This is a genomic window from Bacillus sp. SLBN-46, assembly GCF_031453555.1.
Lineage (GTDB): Bacteria > Bacillota > Bacilli > Bacillales > Cytobacillaceae > Neobacillus.
Genome location: NZ_JAVIZM010000001.1, coordinates 3,447,371 through 3,473,673, shown reverse-complemented (window position 1 = coordinate 3,473,673; position 26,303 = coordinate 3,447,371). Strand labels below are relative to the sequence as shown.

Genomic DNA, 26,303 nt, shown 5'->3' with positions numbered 1-26,303 from the left:
TGAAACGATGATGGGGATTAGTAAAATGAAGGTGTCTTACCAAGAGAGGAAACCATTGGTGCGAGGTTTCTTAAGACGGTCGTTTGAACCTGCCTCTGAGTTCTGTATCGGATATTTTGAAGATACATGCGGATCAAATCCGTTATCATGCAAAGAGTTTAAAGCGAATGCTTTATGAATTTAGGGTGGTACCGCCAGGCCATGGTCCCTTTTTTGGGAACAAGGCCTTTTTGCATTTTAATCGGAATCTCGTTGTTGTATTTATTTTTTAAAAAATGAATGAGGTGTCAAAATGGCAAAGGAATTTGTAAAAGATGTCACTGCGATGGATGAGGACTTCGCACAGTGGTATACAGATGTTGTAACAAAAGCTGATTTAATTGACTATTCAAGCGTTCGCGGATCGATGATTATCCGTCCGTATGGATATGCTTTATGGGATAACATTAAAAATGAATTAGATCGTCGAATCAAAGAAACAGGACATGAAAATGTCTATATGCCTCTATTCATTCCTGAAAGCTTATTACAAAAGGAAAAAGACCATGTTGAAGGCTTTGCTCCTGAAGTAGCATGGGTTACACACGGCGGTTCTGAAGAATTAGCAGAGCGTTTGGTGGTTCGCCCAACTTCTGAGGTACTTTTCTGTGAACACTATAGCAATATTATTCATTCGTACAGAGATTTACCAAAGCTTTATAATCAGTGGGCTAACGTAGTTCGCTGGGAAAAAAACAACACGTCCATTCTTACGCACATTAGAATTTTTATGGCAGGAAGGCCATACGGCCCATGCAACGGATGAAGAGGCAATGGAAGAAACCATTAAAATGCTAAATGTATATGCAGCCGTTTGTGAAGAAATCCTTGCGATTCCAGTTGTAAAAGGACAAAAAACAGAAAAAGAAAAGTTTGCGGGTGCAAAAGCGACATTTACTATTGAAAGCTTAATGCATGACGGAAAAGCATTACAGTCTGGTACCTCTCACCACTTTGGTACAGGTTTTGCAGAAGCCTTTAACATCCAGTATACGGATAAAGAAGGTAAACAACAGTATGTTCACCAAACATCTTGGGGCTTTACTACAAGAATCATTGGGGCGTTAATCATGGTTCATGGTGATGACCGAGGTCTAGTTATCCCACCAAAAGCAGCACCAACGCAAGTGATGATTGTGCCAATCGCTCAGCATAAAGAAGGCGTTTTAGACTTTGCCTATGATTTGAAAAAGTCGCTCGGACAAGTGGCTCGAGTTGATATTGATGCAAGTGATAAAAAGCCAGGCTGGAAATTCAATGAGTATGAAATGAAAGGTGTTCCCGTTCGTTTAGAAGTTGGACCAAAAGACATTGAAAATAAACAAGTTGTATTGGTAAGACGTGATACTTTAGAAAAAGTGATTGTGCCTATGGATGAATTGGAAGCAAGACTTGTTGCATTACTGGATGAAATCCAGACGAACCTTTACAACAAGGCATTAAAGCATCGCGAAGAGAGAACCTCTGTAGCTACTACACTTCCTGAATTAAAGGAATCTCTAGAGGCAAAACCAGGATTTATCAAGGCTATGTGGTGTGAAGATTTAGCCTGTGAGGAAAAAATTAAAGAAGAAACTGGGGCAACATCAAGATGTATGCCATTTGAACAAGAACAAGTTTCTAATAAATGTGTATGTTGCGGCAAAGAAGCTACTAAGATGGTTTATTGGGCAAAAGCATACTAAGATTGGGGGCTCTTCCTTTAAGGGAGGGCCTTTCTTTATGTGGATTTGTAGAAGTAATCCAAAACCATGTAGATAAAACCTGAATTCGTGTAGATAAAACCTGAATTCGTGTATATATAACCTAAAAGTGTGTAGATATAATCTAAAACTGTGTAGAAATATCATGATTTTGTGTAGAAATAATCCAAAAGTGTGTAGAAATAATTTTTATTAAAAGGAATTTACTGCATCCTAGCGAATTTTTATAGTAGTTAAGAGGAGGATTTGAACATGAAACCGATATTATTAGACTTTCCAGAGGAGTTTTCCACCGAGCGACTACTAATTCGCAAACCAATGCCTGGAGATGGCAAAGGCGTATATGATGCGATGCAAGCTTCCATGAATGAACTGAAAGAATGGATGCCATGGGCCCATAGAGAACAAACTGTAGAAGATGTAGAAGTAAATATGAGGGATGCTCATGCGAAGTTTTTAACACGTGAAGACTTACGGCTGCATCTCTATGATAAAGAAACCGGGGAATTTATTGGTTCCTCAGGCTTGCATAGAATTAACTGGCATGTGCCGAAATTTGAAATTGGTTACTGGATCGATACCCGGCATAGTGGAAAGGGCTATATTACAGAGGCAACTAAAGCAATAACAGAATTTGCCTTCACTGAGCTTAAGGCCCGTCGAGTGGAAATTCGCTGTGACTATAATAATACGAAAAGCCGTGCAATCCCAGAAAAATTAGGTTTTACATTAGAGGGAATCTTAAAAAATGATGGATTGTCGGCAGATGGGAAAGAAGTAAGAGATACGTGTGTATATGCAAAGATTAAATAACGAAAAAGAGGCTGACCCCGTGTGAGTCAACCTCTTTATTAATCTAGAATATATCTTTTTAAATAAAACTTTGTAATGGCTAAGTATTCACGAGTATATGATTTTACGACAGCTTGTACGGGAGTTTTGGCAGGTAGTCCTTCTACTTCTAAACCCTGGTCACTTGCTATCGAAACCGCACGATAAATATGAAAGGTATTGGTCACAACTAATCCTGACTGTGCATTTTTCGGAATTAGCTTTCTCGAGTAGTTAATATTTTCATAGGTATCAGTAGACCGATTTTCTAACAGAATTCGAGACTCACTAATGCCAAGTTTGATCAATTCTCTTTTTATGCACTCTGCCTCAGAAATATCCTCACCCGGACCTTTTCCACCTGAAGCAATTATAATGGTATCTTTGTTTTCCTTTAAATAGTTGGCGGCCGCTTTAATTCGGGTTGCAAATGCTAACGAAGGAACCGTCCCTTTAACCCTTGCTCCGAGTACAATGATATAATCCGCATTTTTTGGCACGTTTACATGGGTAAACTGGCTGATTTTATACTGTAATACACCAACATAAATCAGTCCTAATGCCACAAGAATACTCAAATAGGACAACATCCTTTTCTTATTTTTCATCTTTTATTCACAAACCCATGACAGACCCAGTGTACCTACACCCGTATGCACTCCTGCAACTGTAATAAGCATTAATATTTCCGTTTCGATACCAGGAATGGTTTCTTTAATTACCTTTTCCAACTCAGTTGCTTTTTTGATATCATTCGCATGTACAATAGCAACCTTCTTAACAGATTTTGTTTCAAGATCTTCTTTTAATTTATTTACAAGCCACGCAAAAGCTTTTTTCTCCGTACGGACTTTTTCTTTTATTTTTGCTGTTCCTTCTTCAATAGATAAAATCGGTTTGATATTAAAAAGGGAGGCTAATATTTTTTGGCTCCCAGACACCCTACCGCTTTTATGAAGTTGATCGAGGTTCGATGGAACTAAGTATAAGCGGGTTTGGTCAAGAAGACCGTTTAGCTGGGAGATAATTTCGCTAATTTCTAGCCCCTGTTCGGCGAGCTCGATTCCTCTTTTAATTAAAAAAGAAAGGGGATACGAACCTGTTTGCGAATCAATGGCATATAGTTTAAAGTCTTCCATTTCAGCTGCCATTACGGACGATTGATAGGTTCCAGTTAGAAGGCTAGAAGCGTGAATGGCTACTCCAAAATCGTACTCGCCCTTCAATTGATTATATAAGTCTACAAAGTCAGAAATCGAGGGCTGTGAGGATTGAAATTTACCTTCTTCATTTTTCATTCTTTCATAAAATTCTTCTTCAGTAATTTCAACTGTTTCCTTGTAAAATTCATCATTAATTACAACGTGCAGGGGAATTACATGTATATGATGCTGCTCAATAAATTCTTTACTTAGAGATGCAGTCGTATCAGTGATCCACGCAATCTTTGCCTTATTCATATAATCCTCTTCCTCCAGTGGAAATCTCTAATTTACTTACAATATACCCTGAATAGAGCCTACTACACGTGTAACTTATTCATTATTTCACAATTCTATCAATAAGTATAAAAATAGGAAAAAGGGTACGTAGTATTACTTTCTAAATAAAACAATACAAGAGCGATAAATAACTCGTCAAGTTACATTTGTCATACCCAAACCAAACTATTTTTATCATTTACACTACAAATAAAAAAAGGGAGATTTGAAGAAAATTTAACAAATCTATGATTTTCGAACTAGTTCAAATTATTCAAATATAACGATGTGTGATTTGAATCACTTTATTAGTGTGGTTAATTTCATATAATCACTATGCAGACAGTGAAAACGTATTTAGGAGTGATTATTTTGTTAGAACAAAAAACGATTGAAATTATTAAATCTACTGTACCAGTACTAGAAAAGCATGGAGAAACGATAACTACACGATTCTATCAACTTATGTTTGGAAATCATCCTGAACTATTAAATATCTTTAATCATGCGAACCAGAAACAAGGACGCCAACAAAAAGCATTAGCAGGCACAGTTTATGCTGCCGCAATGTACATTGATAACCTAGAAGCCATTCTTCCAGTAGTAAAACAGATTGCTCATAAGCACAGAAGTCTTGGGATTAAACCTGAGCATTATCCGATTGTTGGAAAGCATTTACTCTTAGCAATTAAGGATGTTTTAGGAGATGCAGCGACTGATGAGATCATTGATGCCTGGGGTCAAGCCTATAACCTGATTGCTGATGCCTTTATCAGTGTCGAGGCTGAGATGTATGAGGAGGCTGCAACGCAAGATGGCGGCTGGGATGGATTCCGAAATTTTGTTGTGGACAGAAAAGTAGTTGAAAGCGATGTAATTACCTCTTTTTACTTAAAACCCGAAGATAATAAGGGAATTGCCACTTTTATTCCTGGTCAATATATTAGCATCAAGATGGAAATTGGTGGAGAAGAGTTTACACATATTCGTCAATACAGCTTATCCGATGCTCCAGGAAGAGACTATTATAGAATTAGTGTGAAACGCGAAGCGGGAACTGAAAATCCAGACGGAATGGTATCAAACTACCTCCATGATGGTGTTAAGGAAGGCGAGATCTTAAAGGTAAGTGCCCCAGCTGGTGATTTCATTCTTGATACGGAAAAGAATACACCTGTTGTATTACTTAGTGGCGGAGTTGGCTTAACACCAATGATGAGTATGTTAAAAACGCTAGTTGAAATTCAGCCTAGTAGGGAAGTAACTTTTGTACATGCAGCTGCGAATGGAAATGTGCATGCTCTTAGAAATGAAGTGGAAGAGCTTTCTAAGCTAGAAACAGTTAAATCCTTTTTCTTCTACGATTCCCCTACTGAAGAAGATCGAAAGAATAATCGTTTTGATGTAGAAGGATATATTACACGTGAATGGTTGGAAGATAAGGTTTCTGTAGATAAAGCTGACTTCTACTTCTGTGGACCGGTTCCTTTTATGAAGGCAATCAATCGTTCTTTAAAAGACCTGGGAGTAAAGGAAGATAGAATTCACTTTGAATTCTTTGGCCCAATGGGTAATTTAGAAGAATAGAAAGAAAATGAGGCCGGTTCCCAAATTGGGAATCGGCTTTTTATTTTGCTTAAAAAGTTAAGAATTCATGAACGTTTAAGAGTTTAAGACATTGAAAGTTTGATTCAAGCTTGAACTATGATTAAATAATAGAAAAGGCCGCCAGAAAGGATGTTTTTAATGAGTAAGAATGTCATACGTTCTATTACTGCCATCGCCGTATTATTTTGCCTCGTCTGGCTTGTAGGTCTCGGCTGGGCGGTAGGGGAGTATTATGCTGGAAACAAAGAAAAGGTTCCGGAAAAATCCACTGCTACCAATGAAGTCAAGAACACAAAGGGCCTGACGATAGTGGCTTTAGGTGATTCGTTAACAAGAGGAACCGGTGACGAAACGGGTAAAGGCTATGTAGGAATTTTAATGGATGAAATAAAAGAGAAGACCAAACGCCCTGTTCAACTAACGAACCTTGGCATAAATGGACAAAGATCAGATCAACTTCGTAAACAGGTTCAAGAGAAAGAAGTGGGGAGACAGATTGAAAAAGCTGATTTAGTTCTTGTAACAATTGGTGGAAACGATTTGTTCCGTGGGGGACAAGGATTAATGGACTATGGAACAGGAGATATTGCCACCATTGAGAAAAAATACCTTGAAAACCTAAAGGCTATTTTTGAACAAATCCGAAGAAATAATCCTAATGCCAATGTTTTCTTTATTGGCTTGTATAATCCATTCATCGATTTGGATCAAGGGAAAGAAATGTCGAAGGTTGTTCGTCATTGGAATTATGATAGTGCAGAAATAAGTGCAGCTTTCCCAAAGATTATTTTCGTTCCAACCTTTGACTTATTTGAGTTAAAGGTCAATGATTATCTGTATTCTGATAAGTTTCATCCAAATTCAAAAGGATACCGTTTAATTGCAGAACGTGTAGCCTCACTGCTCACCTGGTAAGGAGAGGAAACCGATGGAGAAAAAAATTACATTAGAAGTAAAAAATTTAAAAAAAGAAATCGGAAGAAAAGAAATCATTAAAGGGTTAACTTTTGATTTACGTGAGGGTGAAGTGTTTGGGTTCTTGGGACCGAATGGAGCTGGGAAAACAACAACGATCCGCATGCTTGTTGGTCTAATTAAGCCAACCTCCGGAAGTATCCAGATTTGTGGATATAATATTGAAACTCATTTTTATGAGGCAATGAAAAACCTTGGCTGTATTGTTGAAAATCCAGAATTATATCCCTATCTTTCAGGGTATAATAACCTGCTTCATTTTGCCCGAATGATTGAAGGAATTGGAGAAGAGCGAATCAAAGAGGTGACAGAATTAGTGGGCCTTAGTGAAAGGATTCATGATAAAGTGAAAACCTACTCATTGGGGATGAGACAGCGTCTAGGTATTGCTCAAGCCTTGTTAGGAAAACCGAAAGTGCTAATTCTTGATGAGCCAACTAATGGGTTGGATCCGGCTGGAATCCGTGAAATGCGCCAGTTCATTCGCTTTTTAGCAGAGGAAGAAGGACTAAGCGTTCTTGTCTCTAGTCATTTATTAAGTGAAATTCAATTACTCTGCGATCGAGTTGCTATTATTTCAAAAGGCACAGTCATTCGGACAGATACAGTTCATCAATTGTTGTCAAATCGGGAAAAAGTAGTTTGGCAAGTTCATCCGATTGAAATGGGAAGAAACATATTAGCCTCTTTAACAGCCATTGAAGAGAGAGAAGATGGTAGGATTATGACAGAGTTTGACGAGCGAAAAATTCCAGAATGGAATAAACAGCTTGTTCTTGCAGGTGTTTCTGTTACTGAAATGAATCGAAAAATGCCAGTACTTGAAGATTTATTCCTCGAACTTACGGGGGGTGACTCCATTGAATAAATTGATTCAAAATGAAATGATGAAATTGATTGCTAAAAAAAGGCTAATAGTTATTGCCATCATTATTGGCGTTTTAGTGGTGTTATTTACATATGCACAATATAAACAGGTTGAAACGCAACGAGAAAAATTAGGCACTAGTGATTGGCGTACAATTTTGCAGCAGCAAATTGTTGATACCACTAACCGGTTGAGCAGTAGTCGAATCACTGATGAATGGAAGAAACAACTACAAATATCTTTACAGCAACAGCAATATTATCTTGACCATGATATAAATCCTGCTGAGCCTGGCGCACCTACATTTATGAGGGTCTTTTTTGAAAATTCGATTGACCTTTTTATTCCTTTGATGGTCATGGTTATTGCCAGTGATTTAGTTTCCTCTGAGCATAGTTTAGGGTCAATTAAGCTTTTGCTGACGAGGCCGGTAAGAAGATGGAAGGTATTATTGAGTAAATATATCACACTGTGTTTAGCGGTTTCGTTAATTATTGCCATCGCAGGGATCCTTTCTTATTTGATTTCTGGATTGGTTTTTGGATATAGCGGCTGGGAGGCCCCCATTTTAACAGGGTTTAATGTGACGGAATCGGGATTAAATACTTCAGAGGTGAAACTCCTCAGCTTGTGGAAGTTCCTGCTAATGGACTTTGGGCTAGTATGGTTTGTCTCTATCGTAGTAGGGACACTCTCTTTCATGTTATCTGTTTTAATCCGAAGTACAGCAGCAGGCATGGGAGTGATGCTGGCTGCTCTAATCTCAGGAGCCATTTTAAGTAATATGGTTTCATCTTGGGAATCGGCTAAGTATTTCTTTATGGTCAACTTACGTTTAACAGATTATATGAAGGGTTCTGCTCCTCCAATCGAAGGAATGAACCTCTCCTTTTCAATGATGGTGTTATTCGTTTGGTGGGCAGCAGCACTACTCGTATCCTTCGTGGTCTTTACAAAAAAAGATGTTTATTAATGAAAATGAGGTTAACTCCTGTGCTTTGGAGTTAACCTTTATTTGTTTTTAAAGAAAACCAAAATAACTTAAGTGAAAATAGTTAAAATTTGATAGAAAATTATAAATTTTATAAAATAGAATAATATAAATGCACCTAAACGGAGGGGAAAATATGGCATTTAAAATTAAAAAAATTGACCATATCCAACTTGCGGCACCAAAAGGCTGCGAAGAGGCTGCAAGAAACTTTTTTGGCGAAATTCTTGGGCTAATGGAGGTAGAGAAGCCAGATGAATTAAAAAAGCGAGGTGGAGTTTGGTTTGAGTTTGGAACTTTCCAGCTTCATATTGGAGTCGAGGATCCGTTCTCACCTGCAAAAAAGGCACATCCTGCGTTTGTTGTTGAAAATATTGAGGAATTAAAAAGACATCTGAATAATAATGAGATTACATTTCAAGAGGATGATAATCTGCCCGGAGCCAGTCGGATTCATGTAAATGACCCGTTTGGTAATCGACTTGAATTTCTAGAATGGGAATAATTCATTACCAAACCACTTCTTTATAAAAAATAGCCCCATTCCATCATTGGATATGGGGCTTAAAGTATTTTTAATAGGGATGTAAGATTATTCTAATCAATATACAAGCAGGGTGAGGGGACAGCCTGCTAGAGGGAATTATTAACTCAATACGTATTGCCTGGTATTACTGTTTAACAGTTACTTTTACAGGTTCATGACTGACACCAACATGTTGTTTAATAATTAAAGAAGGACCACCTAGGTTAAAAAGGTAACGAGCCTCAATAACCTGTTTCATAAATGCAGCGAATAATCCAGATAGACGGAAGTTTCCGACCTTTCCTACTGCTGCCCAGTTTCCAATTGAGGCAACAGAGCCTTTGTGATGGTATTCAAATGCTTTTAATTCACTGCCACGAAGTGTAGCAACTATATTTTCTGCACAAACATCCGCTTGTTGTAAAGCCACCTGAGCAGTGGGCGGTAAAGAAGATTTTTCATCCTTCATGAATAATGAGCAATCACCTATACTAAAGATGTTTTTCATATTCTCAACCCGTAAATAGCGGTCTACCGGAAGTTTGCCTTTCATCATTGGTAAACCACATTTTTGAATAATGGTATTTCCTTTTACCCCGCAAGACCAGATTAACGTTTTTGTTGGGATTTCCATACCGTTCTCAAGGTAAACCTTTTCGGGAGTGTACTCTAAAATTTTCATTCCTGTTAATAATTCAACATTTTGTTTTTCTAACACTTCAGTTGTATACTCAATTGATTCTTTAGGGAAGAAGGGAATGACGGAAGGTGCAGCTTCTATTGCCACAATTTTTACCTTTTCAAAGGGCACCTCGTATTGTTTACAAAGCTTTGGAAGACCTTCTGCAAGTTCACCAAGCATTTCAACTCCTGTAAATCCACCACCTGCAACAACAAAGGTTAGGCGTGCAGGATCAAGATCTTCTTTATAAAGGTTTAGTTGTTTAATAATTTGATTATATATTGCTTTTGAACTTCTAAAGCTTCGAATCTCAAATGCATGTTCTTTTATTCCAGGAATTCCGAAGGTCTCAACTTCAAAGCCAAGTGCAATTAATAAGTAATCATACTCTACAGTATCGCCACCTTCGAGGTGTACTTCCTGGGTATTAATATCGATTGAGGACACAGTTCCCTTTTTAAAATAGGTTTTAGCCGGATCAATTAGTTCAGGAATAGACATGGCAATTTGTTTATCAGCAGCGGTACCGACACCTGTTTTGTGTAATTGTGTTGTTATATAGTGATAATCATGCTTATTTATTAAAGTTACATCTGCTTCGCCTGATTTTAGCAACTTCTCAAGTTTCTTACTCGTAATAATGCCACCGTATCCTGCACCTAAAATAACGATTTTGGGTCTTTTCATTATCATCACTCCCGTTTTTCTATAAAGAATACTTTCGGTCTAAAATGTGAAGTATTTCACATAAAAACTTTAAAAAATGAGAGCTAATAGCTCCTTTTATGTGAAATATTTCACAAACCTTCTATATTCATAGAATACGATAAATTGTAAGATAGCACAAGTATTTTATCCTCTAAAATTTTGTCAAAATGGTAAATTTTTTTTGATAAATTGGGAAAGATAACCACGTGCCACAAATTGATTAAATAAATATAAAAATAAGAACTGGAAGGTGTATCATATGAAAGTAAGAATGTTACTTTTGGCAATGAGTTTATTGTTTGCATTGCCAGGATTAGCTTTTGCTAATCATCTTGAACAAAGGGATCATGGAGAAAAAGCACCTTGTGATTGTCAAGATGGAGGTAAGCACCATCATCACATGATGCATAAAGATTGGCAAGCTCATATGGCAGAAAAAGAACAAAAACTGTTAGCTTGGGTAGATCAATATACTCCTAATAAAAAAGCAGAATGGACCAAAGTGTTAGAAGAGAAAAAGGTACTCCGTAACAAATGGATGAGTCCTGAAAATGCGGCAAAGCGTGAGCAGTGGAAAAAAGAGAGAATGGCCAAAATGGAAGAACTTAAAAAGCAATTCGATCAAGGTAAAATAACGAAAGAGGAGTTTATCCAAAAGGCACACGATGGTAAAGTCATGGGTCACTGGAAAACCTTCCATGAACTACGATTGGCTGTAGAGAAAAAGGACAATCAGCAAGCGGCCAATCTCCTTAACCAACTTTTAGAACAATACAAGCAGCATAATCAGAAAATGAATGAGATGCTGACAAAATGAGTAATAAAAAATTAATGATGGCAACACTCGGTTTAGGAGCTGCTTTCATTTTAAGAAATGAAAAATCACGAAAGATCTTAAAAGAACAACTTCAAGCCTTTGCAGAAAAGTCTAGAAAATAAAACACTCCCCATTCCCTGTGAGTCTATAGGGAATGGGGGGTGTTTTATTTGTTTAGGTCGATTTTATCTTGTTTTACTTCTTTGATTTCTTCTTTAATTTCTTCTTTTATATCATCCGCAATGCCTTCAGTTGCTTTTTTAAATTCACGGATTGACTTACCAAAAGCACGTCCAATTTCTGGCAATTTGTTTGGTCCAAAAATGACTAAGGCAACAATTAAGATTAAAATTAATCCAGGAAAACCAATATTAGAAAACATTATTTCACTCCCATTGATGAGTTGTAATCATTCTAATCAATATTATAACGTTATATTTTAAATAGTACTAGTAGATAGACTAAGCGAATGTAGCGTGAAGCATAAATAAAACTAAAAATGCAATGGCTAGCTTTAAATGCCAATTCTGATCTGTTCGTTTAAACCGGTTTATTCCCATTACCATTAGGAACAAAAGGACAATAACAGCTCCCATTCCTGATAGATAAGTAAAGTTCACCTTAAAGCCTCGTATAAGTGCTAAGAAACTGTGTAGAAACACTATACCTGCAGATAAAAGACCGACTGGTACATGCCATTTTCGGACAATCTTTGCAATAGACTGAACAAGTGGCCTGATTTGAATTTGTCCCAACTGAAGTGTCTTTAATTGCTTTTGCTTTAATACCCAAAAGACAGGATAAATGGCTAAAGCTACAAAAAAGCCAATTCTTGAAATAGAACCCAACTGTTTAAATGTCCCTTTATAGTGGCGAAAGTCTTGGCTCATTAGCTCTTGGTGGTTAATCGAGATATACAGTAATCCAGTTAAAACTAAGATGAATGATAACAGTAAAAAGCTGATCAATAATTTGCGTTCCTTGGAATTAGGTATTTTCCTTGATAGAAAAGTATTTTTTTTAGCTGAAATAGAATGTTCTTTTATGGGAATCACAACCTTCCTTAATAGGTGACTACTATTTTTGAACAACCTCATTGTTTGCTTTATCTTTTCTATAAAAATCAATTATCGCATGATCCGTATATACCCAGCCTTTCCAACCGATGTGAATTGTATCCTTCATAAAGTAAGGGTCATATTCATGATTGGAAAAGTCCGCTACTTGAAATCCTTCAGACTCAATTTGATTTTTTATCCGCTGGTAATAGGAGATACGTCCCTCTTTGGGAAAACCAGTGTAGTCATACCATTTTCCGTTCACAGGAACGGAGATAAACAATGGTTGAGCACCATTTTCTTTAAGCACATCGAGCACTAATTGAAAATCCTCATACTCTGGGGATTCTCCATAAGTGGAACCTTGTTTTTTATCCTTCAATGACGGGACCATTTTTTTTATTTTACTGTACTGGTTATTTGCTATATAAAAGTGATTGTTTGTCGATTTTTTTTCACCAAACTGGACTGCTAAGGACGCTAATTCCCCCCAAGATTTATTTTTTACTTTAGAAGAAAAATCTCGGTTTCGGTGAATACCGCCCGCTAACGTATAATAAAGATCCTTCTTTTCTAGCAAATCTCGATAAGCATATCCAAAAGGGCGCACAAATGTAGCTTTCCGTTTCACCCACGGGTTCTTTGATAGTTCTGCTTTATAGATGGTTGAAAGAATAGGATCATTTTCAATTGGTGAAAAAGTTAATAATCGTTTAATTGCTTTCTTTTTAATCACTGGATCAATATTTTTGTTAAAAGCAAAGTCGTATCCTTGTAACGCGGAATAGTTTGGAACAAAGTGTGATTCGTCAGTCCCGTTCGGCTGAAACCATTGTGGTGACAAAACGAAAACGATTTTTTTCCCTTTTAATTGTTTAGTATGTTCAGAGAAATTTAATAGGTGTATTAACGATTCAGTTCCCCCTCTTCCAATGAGAAAAGGTGTGAAATCGGCATTTGTCTCTTTAAAATAGTTGGATGGATGAAATCTATCCAACCTAGCAAGCTCAGAGGACCCATAAATAGGTAAGAAATGAGGGTCCTCTAGCATCTTTTGTTGAACATACTTCCCTTGAAACATAAAAGGGTTTAAGTCTGTTGCCGCTTGATTGATTCTAGATTTCGGTATCATCGATTCTATGACCTGATTCGGTATGAGAACCAAAATTATCAAGAAAATGAAAGCTAGGATTAATGGTGCGAAAAGCGGTTTATTCATTTCATATCAGCCAGCTGTAAAGCAATATTGTTCGGTGTATTCCAAAGGTCCCGATCAAACTCAGAAATGGGTACAAGAATACCTAGACGTTCTTCTATTTGGATTAGCAATTCAACTGTTCCGAATGAATCTAATAGACCGGATTGAAATAGATCAACGTCGGGGTTTTCCTTAACAACCTCATCTTGACAAACTTCTGCTAAGATTTCAATAACTTCATTTTTAAATTCGACCAATTCTATACTCATGATATTTAGACTCCTTCTTTAAATAGTTGTCCAGAAAAAAGATAAAAACCAAAACAAACGAAATGGAAGGTAATGACAATGGCCAATATATGAGTGAATTTATTTTGCGGCCACCATTTATGTTTTTTATTAAACTGCTCAAACGAATTGTATAAGACCATTAGTAAGGCGTGATATATTCCATAGAGAATATATTGAATTTCTAAACCATGCCAGACACCCATAATCATGAATAAAAGGATGTAACCTAGGTTGGAAACAACATTTCGATTTTTAATCCACTTTTTCTTGGTCATCCAAAAAACAAAACGCATATACACATAATCTCGGAACCAAAATGAAAGACTTAGGTGCCAACGATTCCAAAAGTCTTTGATATTTCTACTAATAAAGGGCCTATTGAAGTTTTCAGGGGATTTAATTCCCATCAAATAACTAACACCAATGGCAAATGCACTGTAGCCTGCAAAATCAAAAAAGAGATAAAAGCTATACGCATACATATAGTAAAGATGATGCTGAAACTGACTATGTGCAATAAATCTTAGATTAGCGATAAAAAAGTGGTTAATAGAATAGCCAATTATATATTTATATAAAAAGCCCAGGAAAATTTTGTTGATTCCCTCATATAAAAGGACTTTATATTCGTCTCCTTGTATCTCCCTTTGCACATCTTTTTCAAATCGACGATATCTGTCAATGGGACCAGATGAGATGGTAGGAAAAAATAATAAAAAATATAACAATTGGAAGAGGGGTGGAACCTTTTTAATGAGACCGTCCCTAGTTTCCATAATTAACTGAGTGCCTTTAAACGTTAAATAAGAAATACCAAGAAAACCAATCCAATTAACTTGTGAAAAGTATGGCATCAGTTTGGACAGGACTAATGGAAGGATAGAAAGGAAAACAGCCACATAAAAAATGATAGCTCCATTTGCCTTCCTTCTATAGTGAATATACCCATATATTAAGATAATCTGCCAAATGATAAATAGGATTATTGCAATCGTACCTTGTAAATTGGATGCAAAAACGAGACTTAAGCCAATAATTGTGACCAGCAAATTATAGTGATAAAATCTTTTCCCAAGTAACCCTAGTACAATCGTTGGTGTTAACAGGATGGCGACGATGAAAAAGAAAGTAAAGGAGCCATAGGGTGTCATAGCAAAACCAGTTCCTTTATTCTTTTTCGATCCATTTTTCCATTTGCCGTCATCGGAAGTTCATTAAAATAAGTAAATTTCCTCGGTATCATATAAGCAGGAATCATTCTGCTTAAATCTTTTTTTATGGCGCTTGTTAATTGGTATTCTTTTTCAAAGGTGTGTTTTGCCGGAATGATAGCTGCTAGTAAGTACTCAATCTTATCCCCAGATTCTATCGGAATTACAAGTGCTGACTGGACAAATGGTGATTGTGAAAGCTGATATTCGATTTCTTCCAATTCCATTCGATAGCCATGAAGTTTAATTTGAAAATCGATTCGCCCTTGATAAAAAAGATGCCCACTAGAATCCATCAAACCTGCATCACCTGTTCGATAGGCTTGTTCACCTTTATAGGTGAAAAATGCTTTATCAGTTAGCTCTGGTTGACCCAAATATCCCTTGCTGACACCTGGCCCTACAATAATTATTTCACCTTTTTCACCATTGGACACAAGGTTGCCATTCTCATCCAGAAGTAAAATCTGCGTATCTTTCTTTGGCTTCCCAATAGGAAGTGTAGGACAGTCCTTAATGATATCGTTGGATATCTCAATGGATGTGACAGCTACAGTCGCTTCAGTCGGTCCGTACGTGTTAAAACACTTGGCACGCGGAAAACGAGTCATCAGTTGCTGACAGATTCCATGAGGTAGCACTTCTCCGCAAAATAAAAAAACTGAAAGTTCGGGAAGGAGCTCTTCATTAAAAGATGGATCCATCAGACACATTTGTGCAAAAGAAGGAGTAGACGTCCAAACTTGAGCATTCGAGTGTCGCAATTCCTCAAAAAGGAACTTTGGTTTCTCAATCATTTCTTTTGTAACGGCAAAAAGTGTTCCTCCAGTCATAAGAGCAGGATACAGGTCCATAACAGAAAGATCAAAGGAATAGGGTGCTTGGTTCAAGAATCTTATCTGGCCGTTAATTGGAAAATCCTCAACCATCCAATCTAAAAAGCTTTGTAAGTTATTAGCGGATATTTGAACACCTTTAGGAGTTCCCGTACTCCCGGATGTGTAAATGATATAAAAATTATCGTTTCCTTTAACCCAATTCGATGGATCTACTGGCCCCGATGTTGGAAGGTCAACCAGAATCTGTTCAAATGCTATAGTACTGACATTGCAGTCATTACAAGGTAGTAGTTGATTTGTTGTATTAATGATTAACCCTGGTTTCGCACTTGTGAGGATATGATTAATTCTCTCAGGCGGGATGGATATATCCACCGGGATATAGGGATGCCCTGCTTTTACACTTCCCAAAAATGAGACAACTAAGGATACATCCATATGACCGTATATTAGGATGGGTAATTGCTTTTCTATTGTTTGTTTTTTTATGAAGGCAGCAACCCGCTCAGATTGATCCCAAAGTTCTCCATAGGTGATTTCCTGGTTTGGTGTAATATAAGCAATACTGGTTGGCTGTATATGTGCAATGTTTCTAATGTGATGTAAAAGTTTCATGGTAGAGCTGCCTCCTATTAAAAATCATTGTAAATATAGGTGCCGGCGCTTGCGTCATTAAATCCATACATGAAAAATAATAAAAGTAGAATTAGAAAATAATAGACAAAGCGTCCAAACCATCTAAGCTTCTGATTTGAAAAGATAACTTTAAATTTATTGAACATGGTGGTTCAACCCCATTGAAAAATTTGAACTCACTTATCATAATGCGAATTGCCTTTTTAAACATTAAAACAAGATGAGGATATTATTAATTTTTCATTATTAAATTAGAAAATTCGATAGAAAAAAGGCCAAGTGGTGAACACTTGGCCTTTCCCTGTAACCATTTTATAGAACTAATTCGGATTGCACGTAATGGTAGAGAAGCTTTGCTGTATTTTCGATGGATGATTGATGTGTACGTTCAAAAGCGTGAGATGAATCAATTCCAGGACCAATTAAGCCATGGACAATATCATGACCAGAGCGGATTGCAGCTGATGCATCTGAACCATAATACGGATAAATATCAAGTTTGTACCCAATATTATTCTCCTGTGCTAGACGAATTAAGTTTTTTCTCATTTCATAATGATAGGGACCGCTTGCATCCTTCACACATATGGACACGGTATATTCATCGGTTGATTGTCCGTCTCCCATAGCGCCCATATCCACTGCTAAGTATTCTACCGTTTCAGGTGTAATATTGGAGTTGCCTCCATATCCGATTTCCTCATTATTTGAGATCAGAAAATGAGTGGTATACGGTAAAGTTAAGTTTTCCTTTTTAATTTGCTTGATTAATTGAAGAAGAATGCCAACACTTGCTTTATCATCCAAATGGCGCGATTTAATATAACCGCTTGGAGTTATTTCTACACGTGGGTCAAATGAGACGAAGTCACCGACTTCAATTCCAAGGGCACGAACTTCCTCTGCATTAGTGACTTTTTCATCAATACGAATTTCCATATTATCCTGATTTCGTTCTGCTTTTCCAGCATCCTTATACACATGGACGGATGTTTGATGCATTAAAATAGTGCCAGTAAATTTCTTCCCTCTGCTTGTTTCAATTTGGCAATATTCGCCTTCTATCGAGTTATATTTAAATCCGCCAATTAAATCAATTTTTAATCTCCCATCTGATTTAATTTCCTTTACCATCGCACCAAGTGTATCAACATGTGCTGTAAGCATACGATGCTTGCTGGAATCTTTCCCGTCAATTGTAGCAATTAGACCGCCTTTGCGGTTTCTATAAGTAGTAATTTGTAACTCGGCAAGAAATTTTTCAACAAAGGTAATCACTTCATTCGTATTACCAGAGGGACTTGGGATGGAAACTAGCTCTTTGATTAAATGTAATGTGTCCTCTGTATATGTATTTGTCATTGAACTTGCTCCTTTCAGAATCTTCATTCTTATTATACATAAATTTAGAAAATGATGTATTTAATCCCAGTATGAAGGCAATATTTTTTAAGTGGTTGCATAGAGTAACATGTATTCATTTTTTCCTAGGAGTTAGGAAATGAAAAAGTGGGTATAAATGTAAAGATTTATTCGACTAGGAAAATTAACGGAGGAGAAAAAGTTGACCAGAGTTGAACTGTATAACCAAAAGCCAAAGCAATTTTCTTGGAAGGGTCTATTCTTTTTCATTCTAATGAGCTTGATTCTTGCCGCAGGTTTTATTTTCTTTCACTATTATGATCAAAATTCGATAAAAATAGAAGCACCATCAGAGAATTTAGGGCAGAAGGTCGTAATAGAGCTGCCAAACGGTCAAAAGGTATATACGTATGACAATTTAATTTATGAGAGAAATGGAAAGACTTATTATAAGGGAGAACGAAATACCATTGACTTAACCGGTGGAACCGTGGCATATGAAGAATGGAAATAGAAAAAAGCGAACGACTGAAAAGTCGCTCGCTTTTTTGTTGGGATGGTATTTATTTGAACCATCCTTTTTTATTGAACCAAATGGACATTCCAATTCCCACAAGTACCATTACAAGGAGAGTGGCAAAATAGCCGTATTTCCAAGTTAATTCAGGCATATAGTGAAAATTCATGCCATACAAGCCAGCAATAAAAGTAAGCGGCATGAAAATGGTTGTTATTACGGTAAGGACCTTCATGACATGATTCGTCTGATGAGAATTAATTGAAATATAGCTATCACGGATATCTGTCGTTAATTCTCGATTGGCTTCAATCATTTCAGTTAATTTTAGCAAATGGTCATGAATATCTGAAAAGTATTCGTTTCTTCCTCTTATATAAGTCACCCTCTGAGAGTTTAAGATTCTATAGATAAGATCCCGCATAGGTGTAATCGTATGCCTTAAAGAAAGAAGATGGTGTCTTGTATCAAATAAAACTTCTAATAATTCTTCCATTGTTCTTTTTTTCGAATTCTCATCAATTTCATTTAACATATCTTCTATTTGATAGACGAGTGGAAAATAGTTATCGACCATTTTATCAAGTACATAGTATAAAACATGGGAAGGATCCCATTTCTCAATGCTTGTTGAAAGAGTTAACCTTCTCCATACCTCATCAATTTCAGTGGATGGGTTGTGATGAAAAGTAATTATATACCTTTCACCAAGAAAGATATCAACCTCTTCCTTCGTTATGGTTTGTTGATTTAATGCTTGCGTGACAAAAAAAGTATAGTTTTCATAATAGTCTAGCTTTGGTCTTTGCAATTGATGAATACAATCCTCAATGGCAAGCGGATGGAAAGAAAGAGGGGTTCTTAGAAATTCGATTTCTTCATTTGTCGGTTCATGAAAATCAATCCAATACCATTGATAATCTCCGTTGACGAGCTGAGAGATGTCAATGTCTCTAACAATTTCATAGCTATTGGTTACTGCAATGGTTCTAATCATACAATCTCCTTATTGATAACATACTACCTACAATATAAAGGATAGGGTTACAAAAAACAGCATTAATCAATAAAGTTTATCTTTTTTATTTATTAAGACACTTTCTCGAACCCATCTTTGACGGCTTCTTCGCTTCTTCAATCCTTGATACAGACTTTGCAGCCCAAGAAAAAACACTGTAATGATTCCACTAAATACAATAAAAACAGTAAAATATTCGAAAGGATTATATGACTTGAAATGATCCCAATGAATCGTCCCTTTTAAATCATGGGTAAAGAGGTTCATACTGAATATGCCACAAACAACCGTATATAAGGTTAAGACTAATAGTAATAAACTGTCTCTTTTTGTAATGATATTTTCTTCATATTTAAAAAGGCTAAAAAGAGTTTCTTTTGTATTGGTGTATAAATGATCTATTTGAAAACTATTTCTTAATTGCTTAAAGAGTTCTTGACCTTTGTTTTGTGCAGGAAAAATATTGAAATAGTAATTAGAAGTAAAAGAGTTGATCATATAATTGAGCCGTTCAAATTCGTTGGTTGCCTCATCAATATTTATTTCCGAATACGTTTTAGCAATTTTTAAAAAGACCAATTGATGAAATAGATTGATGATCACGGAATAATAGTATGGTCCATAATATTGGCTAATCAACCGATTGTTCTCGATTTGTTTGTCATTTGAAAAAATTGAAAAGCTTAATTCATCAAAAGTCATAGGAATTCTAACTTCTTCCTCCTGATAAGAAACAAACGAATGAACATACATTTTATTAGGCGTCAGTAGCGAAACTGTTTTTTTACACAAAAATTTCTGTAAGGGTGGAATTAAAGTTGAAAACACAAAATCTCCTACAGATGAGTACGTTTTCTCGTTAAATGAAATTTCAGTTGTTTGCTTAACCGTAGGAATGGAATCAAGAAATCTAAAATGATTAGCAAACTCAAGTACTTGAGAAAAAGGTAAATGGTTTATTTCAGCTCGTATCGTTATAAAACCAAGTTCATAGGGACAAATAAAAACATCAACCGAGTGAATCTGAAAAGGGATTTGTGTAGTCAAAATGTTCATAGAAGCATGAAGGTTGAGATTTTTAGAGTACCTGTGAAGCCCTTTTGGTTGAGTAGTTTTTGGGAATAGAATCGTATTCGTTATAGGAAGGAAAAAAGCTTCCAAATCGCTATGGGAAACATTGTATCTGCCATAATAGGCCGTTTCTTTATTGAAATCATTTAATTGAAACGACGCAAAATCATGAGTTTGTAAATAATCAACCAACTCTTGACTACTACTGGCCTTCCATGAAATGGGGAAGATGAATTGAAAGAGGGCTGTAGTAACTTGTTTTTCTTTCATATAGGTGTTCTGCATGGAATTGATCCTTTCAAATTAAAGATTCCTAAAAACAAGTTACCCAAAAAGAATGAAACTTAACCAGTAAACAGATAGGTAAAAAGGCATTCCATTATATGGAATGCCTCGGAATTATGCCATTGGAGCTGTCTCTTTATTACGCATGGATTGTGGAATGTAAACGCAGAATGGCTCACTTTCCATATAATCACCTGTTACAGCATAGGTCCTAGAACGAGACCCGCCGCAAATCTTATTATACTCACAAACACCACACTTACCCTTATAATTATCAGGTTGGCGTAATTCTTTAAATACTTTTGATTCTCGATAGATTTCAGCCAGTGGTGTTTCGCGAATGTTTCCACCTACAATTGGGAGTAGGCCACTAGGCATGACATCTCCAATGTGTGACACAAATGCAAAGCCATTTCCATCATTCACACCCTTCGGCGCACGCTTTAATCCATCATGCATAGAGGCAAAATCTGTAGTAATAGAATCTTCGTAATGGATTTCACCTTTATCAATTAATTGATCACGGTTTTTTTGCTGCAAGACGACTCTGCGATAGTGCTGTGCAGCAGTTGTTTTGATATCATATGGGGCAGTTTTACTTAATTCGTACAGCCAGCGGAAGACTTTTTCATGTTCAGCTGGAGAAATACAAGCATCCATTTGGCCTCTTCCAGTTGGCACTAGTAAGAATATGTACCACATAACCGCACCTAGATCAGCTACTAATTTTGACATTTGTTCAAGTGAATCATAGTTGTAACGGGAGATGACAGTATTGATTTGCAATGGCATTTCTAATTCGTTTAGATATTTAATTTTTTCGACAGTTAAATCGAAAGAACCAGGAGTTCCTCGGAAATGGTCATGTATTTCAGGTGTTGGTCCATCAAGACTAAAGCCCCAACGTGATAGCCCGACTTCCTTTGCACGCTCCATTTTCTCTTTCGTTACATTAGCAGTGGCACTTGGTGTCATGGATACACGCATTCCTTTTTTTACTGCATAATCAGCAAGTTCGAATAAATCCTCTCGCATCATGCAGTCACCGCCTGTGAACACAAGCATAGGATTATCCATCTCGTAAATTTGATCAATTAAATGGATTCCTTCTTCGTGTGACAATTCTCTTGGGTCTGCCGTAAGCTGTGCGTCGGCCCGACAATGAACACACTTAAGCTGACAAGCTCTTGTCACTTCCCAAATAACAATAAAAGGGTTTTTGTCATAATCAATACCATTCTGCATTCCATGTCCATGAGGGTGTCCCATGCCATGAGGATGTCCTTTTCCAATTCCTTGCATCTTCATCACCAAGATTCATAATTATTTTATAAAACATAAAAAGTGTTTCTATAGGTTTATTATAGTTTTGATATCTCACCATGGATGAAAGGTTTGTTACAATATTTCTACATTACGTTTGTTTGTTTATTCTTCATAAAAATTGATTATTTTTCCAGTAAGTGAATTTTCTTCCATGTAAACCATATCTTTGGGATTTATACCAATCTTATTCTCCTTTATGATAGAGAGGCAAAATAACTTAAGGGAGAGCAGCCATCCATGAAAAAACATCTACTGACAGTAGTCACAACTGCCGGCATCTTGTTAACTTCTTTTGGTGGGAATGCAAGTGCACATGAAAATATTTATACCGTACAATCGGGTGATACCCTCTGGAAAATCTCGCAAAGTAATCAAGTATCGATTGCTGATTTAAAAGCTTGGAATCACCTTACTAGTGATACAATCTATGTAAATCAAAAACTCTCATTACTGGCACCACATAGCCATGAAACAGCCACAACCACCTATACAGTCCAGAAAGGTGACTCTCTTTGGGGCATAAGTACCCGCTTTCAACTATCAATCGCGCAACTAAAATCTATTAATAACTTAACTTCAGATACTATCTATATCGGACAAGTATTAAAGGTTTCCCTGGCACCAATATCGGAACAAAAACCTGAAACTACTGTGTCTAAAGCTGATTTGGTTATTTCTGAAGCAAAAAAATATATCGGCACACCGTATTTATGGGGCGGCATGACGCCTGCAGGTTTCGACTGCAGTGGATATACTAGTTATGTGTTTAATAAAGTTGGAATAACCATTCCAAGAACAGCGGCAACACAATGGTCTGGTTTAAAAGTGATTAGTACCCCAATGCCTGGAGATCTTGTTTTTTTTGAGACATATGCACCTGGTCCCACACATGTTGGAATTTATCTAGGGGACAATAAGTTTATCCAAGCGGGGTCTTCTGGCGTTTCCATCGCTGATATGACAAATTCATACTGGAAACCTAGATATCTTGGTGCAAGAACAGCATTTTAATAGAATATGGAAAAAAGTTTTTTATCAATTGATAAAAGGCTTTTTTTTTACATGAAATTTCTGAATAGTAATACTTTAAGAAAAGTGGAATTAGCTTTATACTAATGAAGAATATTTTTGACGGATGTCACTCTTTTGGGGGTTTTGATGTTTAATTTAACTCTATATCATGAGGTTTTTTATCAATCTAGAATTCCACAAGTAATTGCTTCAATAGATTTATCAAAAATGCAATACAATCCGGCTTTTTGTAATTTTTTAGGTTACTCGATGGATGAAATCTCTGAACTTACAATTGAATCCTTCTCACATCCAGAGGATTTGCCAAAGGATGCTCAATTATTTGGAGGGATTTTAAGCGGCATTAGAGATGAGTATAAGCTTGAAAAAAGATTTATTCATAAGTTAGGAGATATTAAAACAGGTATTTTAAATGTATCAAGAGTTCGAGAACAATCTACTGGTGAGGAATTTTTATTAGGGCAAGTTCTTGATATTACAGAGAAAAAACAGATGGAGATGGCACTTAGACATCGTGAGAAGAAATATCGTCTTCTTGCAGAGCACTCTTCAGATATGATTATGTTACACAAAGTAGATTTTACTTATCTCTACGTATCTCCATCAGTAAAAACGGTTTTAGGCTACGAACCTTTCGAATTAATTGGTAAAAGTCCTAGTCAATTTATCCATCCAGATGATCGTGATGAAATGAGGAGGCAGTACCGTCTTTCAGCCAATCAAGATTCGCAATTAATTACATATCGATGCAGGAAAAAGGATGGTTCCTATATTTGGATTGAATCAACTACTAAAACCTTATCTGATAACGAGAGTGGTGAACCGAAAGAAATCGTTTCCGTTTCTCGAGATATCCAGCAACGAATGGAAACAAACGAAATGTTACGAAAATCTGAAAAGTTGGCAGTTGTTGGGCAAATGGCTGCTGCAGTAGCTCATGAAATTCGTAATCCTTTAACACCAATCAAAGGTTTTATGCAACTGTTACATTCTGAAAATGAAATCAACCCGATATACCTAAAGGTAATCTTAGATGAATTAAAACGGGTGGAGAGTATAATTTCAGAGTTTTTAACAATGGCCAAGCCCCATACAGAAAAAACGACCTTTGTTCAAATTAATGATGTTGTGAAACAAATAGTGCAACTTTTACAGACAGAAGCACTTATGATGAATAAAGAACTAAATTTCTTTTCCAGTGATTTCATTCCTGCAATAGAAGGGGATCCGAATTCACTCAAGCAGGTATTCATGAATGTCATTCAAAATGCCCTAGATGCAATAACTGAGCAGGGACGAATCGAAGTAAATATTTCAAAAGACAAAACAGGAGTTATAGTGCAAGTAGTTGATAACGGGTGTGGAATTCCACAGGAAAGACTATCTAAGCTTGGGGAGCCTTTCTATTCTACTAAAGAAAAAGGCACAGGTCTTGGATTAATGACAAGCTATCGTATTATAGAAAGCCACAATGGAAAAATCAATATTAAAAGTATTGATGGTGAAGGTACCACAGTAACGATTTGGTTACCTTACTTAATTAATTAATTAATTAAATAAATCAAAATGAATGGAGTAATCAATGGCAAAAAAAATTAGTAGTATTAGTATTATTCTATTGATTATCATGAGTGGATTCATCTGGAAGGAAGAATTGCTTCTATTAGTCAAACAGGGAGGAACACTATCTGTTTTTATAAGTATGCTCCTTGTAGTTATTTGTGTGTTCTTTCCGGTCATTCCTTATCCGATTTTAGCAGGAGGAATTGGAGCTGTCTTTGGAGCTCCAATGGGTACAGTGATATCCTTATCTGGAGCAATGGCTGGTACTTTGATTCTTTTTTACTTAAGCAGATATGGGTTTAGGGATGTAGCACAAAAAAAGCTCGAAAAGTACCAAAAAGTAAAAGAATACGAGGAATTCCTGTTGAGAAATTCCTTTCTAGCGATCTTAACCAGTCGATTAATTCCTATTATTCCTGCACCTGTTATTACAATTATTTGTGGACTAAGTCAGGTCCATTGGCTTCCGTTTTTTGTTGCGTCAGCCATTGGAAAACTTCCTAACACTCTTATTTTGGCCTTTGCAGGATCTACATTTAGTAGTAATAAGCTTTTTTCATTTGGTCTATATGGAATTTACTTACTTTTTATTTTGTTAGTTAACTTTTTATACGTTTATCGTAAATCAGTGAAAAAATCTATTGATTAGATAACTTTTTTGATTGTCAGATCATGTTGCTCTTCAACAATGATGACTTCTTTAAAAAAGCTTTTTAAGATAAGCCATTTTGCAGGGTATGAATAAATAAAATCCTCCATTGCATGTAACGAATAATGAATGAAACAATCAAAACTATGTTGATGATTTTTGAGATCATATAAAAGTGCATGTGGTACCGTATAATATTCATTTAATTGGTAAGGATTGAGTTTTGTATTTTGAATATTATGCTCTGCCATGAAATTTCTAATTGACTGTTCCTGGAGGTCAACACTTTCTTCTTTTGATAGTCCATTGATACAAATTCGATTATTAACAAAATAAATTCCCTTCATTCATTTCCACCTCTCCGTATACTGTACTTGGTAATGTTATTGACAGCTTGAGTGAGAAGTATACTTGTTTCACGAATACATGAGTAGAAAGGTGACGATAACATGTCTACATGGAGTAACAATGGTTTTACTATCAGTACGCAAAAACAATATCTAGATATCTATGTCATTCACAAATTTTTGAGTAATGATTCGTATTGGGCCAAAGGTATTACCATTGAATCGGTGGCTAAGTCGATTGAGCATTCCTCCATTTGTTTTGGACTCTATGAGGGTGACCCCAGATTTGAACACGCTGCTCAGATAGGCTTTGTCCGTGCTGCCACGGATTTTGTTCGTTTTGCTTATATAATGGATGTATTTGTTTTGAAAGAACATCGGGGAAAGGGACTATCAAAATGGATGATGGAGGTTGTAACGGAGCATTCAGACCTTAAACATGTTGGTAAAATGCTGTTATGTACCAACGATGCTCATGGTTTATATGCACAATATGGTTTTCAGGAGATTAGTAACCCGGAAATCTTTATGGAGAGAAAAAGATCATGACAAAGGGCTGCTTTTTCTTTTTAGGCAACCCTTTATTTTTTATTTTTAAATAAAAAAATAGCCATGGCAATATAAACTGATAACAGCAGTAGCAAGAAAAGCGGAAGCGAGAGTATAGTTTCG

General features: G+C 36.3%; 28 protein-coding genes, 1 pseudogene and 1 other annotated feature (1 of these 30 cut by a window edge). Of the genes and pseudogenes, 14 read left to right on the top strand and 15 right to left on the bottom strand.

Annotation, left to right across the window (positions count from 1 at the left end; translation table 11 throughout):
- Nucleotides 1–213: a binding site (T-box leader), on the top strand; it begins 2 nt to the left of the window's first position.
- Nucleotides 214–292: 79 nt separating this feature from the next.
- Both proS and QFZ87_RS17805 read left to right on the top strand, forming a co-directional pair.
- A pseudogene (proS, locus tag QFZ87_RS17810) lies at nucleotides 293–1,724 on the top strand (proline--tRNA ligase).
- Between the two features lie 270 nt (nucleotides 1,725–1,994).
- On the top strand, nucleotides 1,995–2,555 hold the full coding sequence (locus tag QFZ87_RS17805) for a GNAT family N-acetyltransferase (RefSeq protein WP_309864165.1): 561 nt from the start codon (nucleotides 1,995–1,997) through the stop codon (nucleotides 2,553–2,555).
- Nucleotides 2,556–2,593: 38 nt separating this feature from the next.
- Here the strand turns inward: QFZ87_RS17805 and QFZ87_RS17800 are convergent, their stop codons facing one another.
- Nucleotides 2,594–3,181, bottom strand: coding sequence for a YdcF family protein (locus QFZ87_RS17800; protein ID WP_309864162.1), 588 nt, complete (start codon nucleotides 3,179–3,181; stop codon nucleotides 2,594–2,596).
- A 3-nt stretch (nucleotides 3,182–3,184) separates the two neighbouring features.
- Nucleotides 3,185–4,033, bottom strand: coding sequence for a DegV family protein (locus QFZ87_RS17795; protein WP_309864158.1), 849 nt, complete (start codon nucleotides 4,031–4,033; stop codon nucleotides 3,185–3,187).
- Between the two features lie 393 nt (nucleotides 4,034–4,426).
- Here QFZ87_RS17795 and hmpA point away from each other — a divergent pair, with 393 nt between their 5' ends.
- From hmpA to QFZ87_RS17770, 5 genes are all read left to right on the top strand, one after another.
- A complete protein-coding gene (gene hmpA / locus QFZ87_RS17790) occupies nucleotides 4,427–5,641 on the top strand; it encodes an NO-inducible flavohemoprotein (protein ID WP_309864154.1) in 1,215 nt (404 codons plus the stop codon).
- 159 nt (nucleotides 5,642–5,800) lie between these two features.
- Complete coding sequence (locus QFZ87_RS17785; protein WP_309864150.1) at nucleotides 5,801–6,577, top strand: SGNH/GDSL hydrolase family protein; 777 nt, start codon at nucleotides 5,801–5,803, stop codon at nucleotides 6,575–6,577.
- Nucleotides 6,578–6,590: 13 nt separating this feature from the next.
- Complete coding sequence (locus QFZ87_RS17780; protein WP_309864147.1) at nucleotides 6,591–7,505, top strand: ABC transporter ATP-binding protein; 915 nt, start codon at nucleotides 6,591–6,593, stop codon at nucleotides 7,503–7,505.
- Nucleotides 7,498–8,478 carry an ABC transporter permease gene (locus tag QFZ87_RS17775; RefSeq protein WP_309864143.1) on the top strand — a complete coding sequence of 327 codons (981 nt, stop codon included), beginning with the start codon at nucleotides 7,498–7,500 and terminating at the stop codon, nucleotides 8,476–8,478. The genes QFZ87_RS17780 and QFZ87_RS17775 overlap by 8 nt, the downstream gene beginning before the upstream one ends.
- A 154-nt stretch (nucleotides 8,479–8,632) precedes the next feature.
- Nucleotides 8,633–9,001 carry a VOC family protein gene (locus QFZ87_RS17770; RefSeq protein WP_309864140.1) on the top strand — a complete coding sequence of 123 codons (369 nt, stop codon included), beginning with the start codon at nucleotides 8,633–8,635 and terminating at the stop codon, nucleotides 8,999–9,001.
- A gap of 166 nt (nucleotides 9,002–9,167) precedes the next feature.
- Here QFZ87_RS17770 and QFZ87_RS17765 read toward each other — a convergent pair whose 3' ends face one another.
- A complete protein-coding gene (locus QFZ87_RS17765) occupies nucleotides 9,168–10,391 on the bottom strand; it encodes an NAD(P)/FAD-dependent oxidoreductase (protein WP_309864138.1) in 1,224 nt (407 codons plus the stop codon).
- Nucleotides 10,392–10,671: 280 nt separating this feature from the next.
- On the opposite strand from QFZ87_RS17765, the gene QFZ87_RS17760 reads away from it, so the two are divergent.
- Nucleotides 10,672–11,229, top strand: a complete 558-nt coding sequence (locus QFZ87_RS17760; protein ID WP_309864135.1) for a hypothetical protein — start codon at nucleotides 10,672–10,674, stop codon at nucleotides 11,227–11,229.
- Entirely contained in the window at nucleotides 11,226–11,351 is a 126-nt protein-coding gene (locus QFZ87_RS17755; protein ID WP_309864132.1) for a hypothetical protein, read from the top strand. Before QFZ87_RS17760 ends, QFZ87_RS17755 begins: the two co-directional genes overlap by 4 nt.
- 44 nt (nucleotides 11,352–11,395) lie before the next feature.
- Here the strand turns inward: QFZ87_RS17755 and QFZ87_RS17750 are convergent, their stop codons facing one another.
- The 8 genes from QFZ87_RS17750 to QFZ87_RS17715 form a co-directional block, all read right to left on the bottom strand.
- On the bottom strand, nucleotides 11,396–11,611 hold the full coding sequence (locus QFZ87_RS17750) for a twin-arginine translocase TatA/TatE family subunit (protein WP_309864130.1): 216 nt from the start codon (nucleotides 11,609–11,611) through the stop codon (nucleotides 11,396–11,398).
- A 79-nt stretch (nucleotides 11,612–11,690) separates the two neighbouring features.
- Complete coding sequence (locus QFZ87_RS17745; protein ID WP_309864126.1) at nucleotides 11,691–12,197, bottom strand: hypothetical protein; 507 nt, start codon at nucleotides 12,195–12,197, stop codon at nucleotides 11,691–11,693.
- A 109-nt stretch (nucleotides 12,198–12,306) separates the two neighbouring features.
- The gene (gene dltD, locus QFZ87_RS17740) at nucleotides 12,307–13,506 is read right to left on the bottom strand and encodes a D-alanyl-lipoteichoic acid biosynthesis protein DltD (RefSeq protein ID WP_309864123.1); all 1,200 of its coding nucleotides are present in this window, start codon (nucleotides 13,504–13,506) and stop codon (nucleotides 12,307–12,309) included.
- Nucleotides 13,503–13,754 (bottom strand): D-alanine--poly(phosphoribitol) ligase subunit 2, encoded by a 252-nt coding sequence (gene dltC / locus QFZ87_RS17735; protein WP_309864120.1) that lies wholly within the window; start codon nucleotides 13,752–13,754, stop codon nucleotides 13,503–13,505. Before dltC ends, dltD begins: the two co-directional genes overlap by 4 nt.
- 5 nt (nucleotides 13,755–13,759) lie before the next feature.
- Complete coding sequence (gene dltB, locus QFZ87_RS17730) at nucleotides 13,760–14,926, bottom strand: D-alanyl-lipoteichoic acid biosynthesis protein DltB (RefSeq protein WP_309864115.1); 1,167 nt, start codon at nucleotides 14,924–14,926, stop codon at nucleotides 13,760–13,762.
- Nucleotides 14,923–16,440 (bottom strand): D-alanine--poly(phosphoribitol) ligase subunit DltA, encoded by a 1,518-nt coding sequence (dltA, locus tag QFZ87_RS17725; RefSeq protein WP_309864112.1) that lies wholly within the window; start codon nucleotides 16,438–16,440, stop codon nucleotides 14,923–14,925. Before dltA ends, dltB begins: the two co-directional genes overlap by 4 nt.
- Before the next feature lie 17 nt (nucleotides 16,441–16,457).
- Nucleotides 16,458–16,607 (bottom strand): teichoic acid D-Ala incorporation-associated protein DltX, encoded by a 150-nt coding sequence (gene dltX / locus QFZ87_RS17720; RefSeq protein ID WP_309864110.1) that lies wholly within the window; start codon nucleotides 16,605–16,607, stop codon nucleotides 16,458–16,460.
- Between the two features lie 166 nt (nucleotides 16,608–16,773).
- Nucleotides 16,774–17,823: a M42 family metallopeptidase gene (locus tag QFZ87_RS17715; RefSeq protein WP_309864105.1), complete on the bottom strand. Its 1,050-nt coding sequence runs from the start codon at nucleotides 17,821–17,823 to the stop codon at nucleotides 16,774–16,776.
- Nucleotides 17,824–18,025: 202 nt separating this feature from the next.
- Between QFZ87_RS17715 and QFZ87_RS17710 the strand changes: the two genes are divergently transcribed.
- Nucleotides 18,026–18,337, top strand: coding sequence for a hypothetical protein (locus tag QFZ87_RS17710; RefSeq protein WP_309864103.1), 312 nt, complete (start codon nucleotides 18,026–18,028; stop codon nucleotides 18,335–18,337).
- A gap of 49 nt (nucleotides 18,338–18,386) precedes the next feature.
- On the opposite strand, the gene corA is transcribed toward QFZ87_RS17710, so the two are convergent.
- The 3 genes from corA to QFZ87_RS17695 all read right to left on the bottom strand — a co-directional run bounded on the left by corA (nucleotide 18,387) and on the right by QFZ87_RS17695 (nucleotide 21,983).
- Entirely contained in the window at nucleotides 18,387–19,337 is a 951-nt protein-coding gene (corA, locus tag QFZ87_RS17705; protein ID WP_309864100.1) for a magnesium/cobalt transporter CorA, read from the bottom strand.
- Between the two features lie 66 nt (nucleotides 19,338–19,403).
- Complete coding sequence (locus tag QFZ87_RS17700; protein WP_309864097.1) at nucleotides 19,404–20,699, bottom strand: hypothetical protein; 1,296 nt, start codon at nucleotides 20,697–20,699, stop codon at nucleotides 19,404–19,406.
- 129 nt (nucleotides 20,700–20,828) lie between these two features.
- Nucleotides 20,829–21,983 (bottom strand): TIGR04053 family radical SAM/SPASM domain-containing protein, encoded by a 1,155-nt coding sequence (locus QFZ87_RS17695; RefSeq protein ID WP_309867959.1) that lies wholly within the window; start codon nucleotides 21,981–21,983, stop codon nucleotides 20,829–20,831.
- A gap of 294 nt (nucleotides 21,984–22,277) precedes the next feature.
- Between QFZ87_RS17695 and QFZ87_RS17690 the strand changes: the two genes are divergently transcribed.
- The 3 genes from QFZ87_RS17690 (at nucleotide 22,278) to QFZ87_RS17680 (ending at nucleotide 25,284) form a co-directional block, all read left to right on the top strand.
- Complete coding sequence (locus QFZ87_RS17690; protein ID WP_309864093.1) at nucleotides 22,278–23,051, top strand: C40 family peptidase; 774 nt, start codon at nucleotides 22,278–22,280, stop codon at nucleotides 23,049–23,051.
- 147 nt (nucleotides 23,052–23,198) lie between these two features.
- Nucleotides 23,199–24,620 (top strand): PAS domain-containing sensor histidine kinase, encoded by a 1,422-nt coding sequence (locus QFZ87_RS17685; protein WP_309864090.1) that lies wholly within the window; start codon nucleotides 23,199–23,201, stop codon nucleotides 24,618–24,620.
- 34 nt (nucleotides 24,621–24,654) lie between these two features.
- Nucleotides 24,655–25,284 (top strand): TVP38/TMEM64 family protein, encoded by a 630-nt coding sequence (locus tag QFZ87_RS17680; protein WP_309864087.1) that lies wholly within the window; start codon nucleotides 24,655–24,657, stop codon nucleotides 25,282–25,284.
- Here QFZ87_RS17680 and QFZ87_RS17675 read toward each other — a convergent pair.
- Entirely contained in the window at nucleotides 25,281–25,631 is a 351-nt protein-coding gene (locus QFZ87_RS17675) for a hypothetical protein (protein ID WP_309864084.1), read from the bottom strand. The two genes, QFZ87_RS17680 and QFZ87_RS17675, sit on opposite strands and share 4 nt — an antisense overlap.
- A 102-nt stretch (nucleotides 25,632–25,733) precedes the next feature.
- Between QFZ87_RS17675 and QFZ87_RS17670 the strand changes: the two genes are divergently transcribed.
- A complete protein-coding gene (locus QFZ87_RS17670; RefSeq protein WP_309864081.1) occupies nucleotides 25,734–26,180 on the top strand; it encodes a GNAT family N-acetyltransferase in 447 nt (148 codons plus the stop codon).
- Nucleotides 26,181–26,303 lie beyond the last annotated feature (123 nt).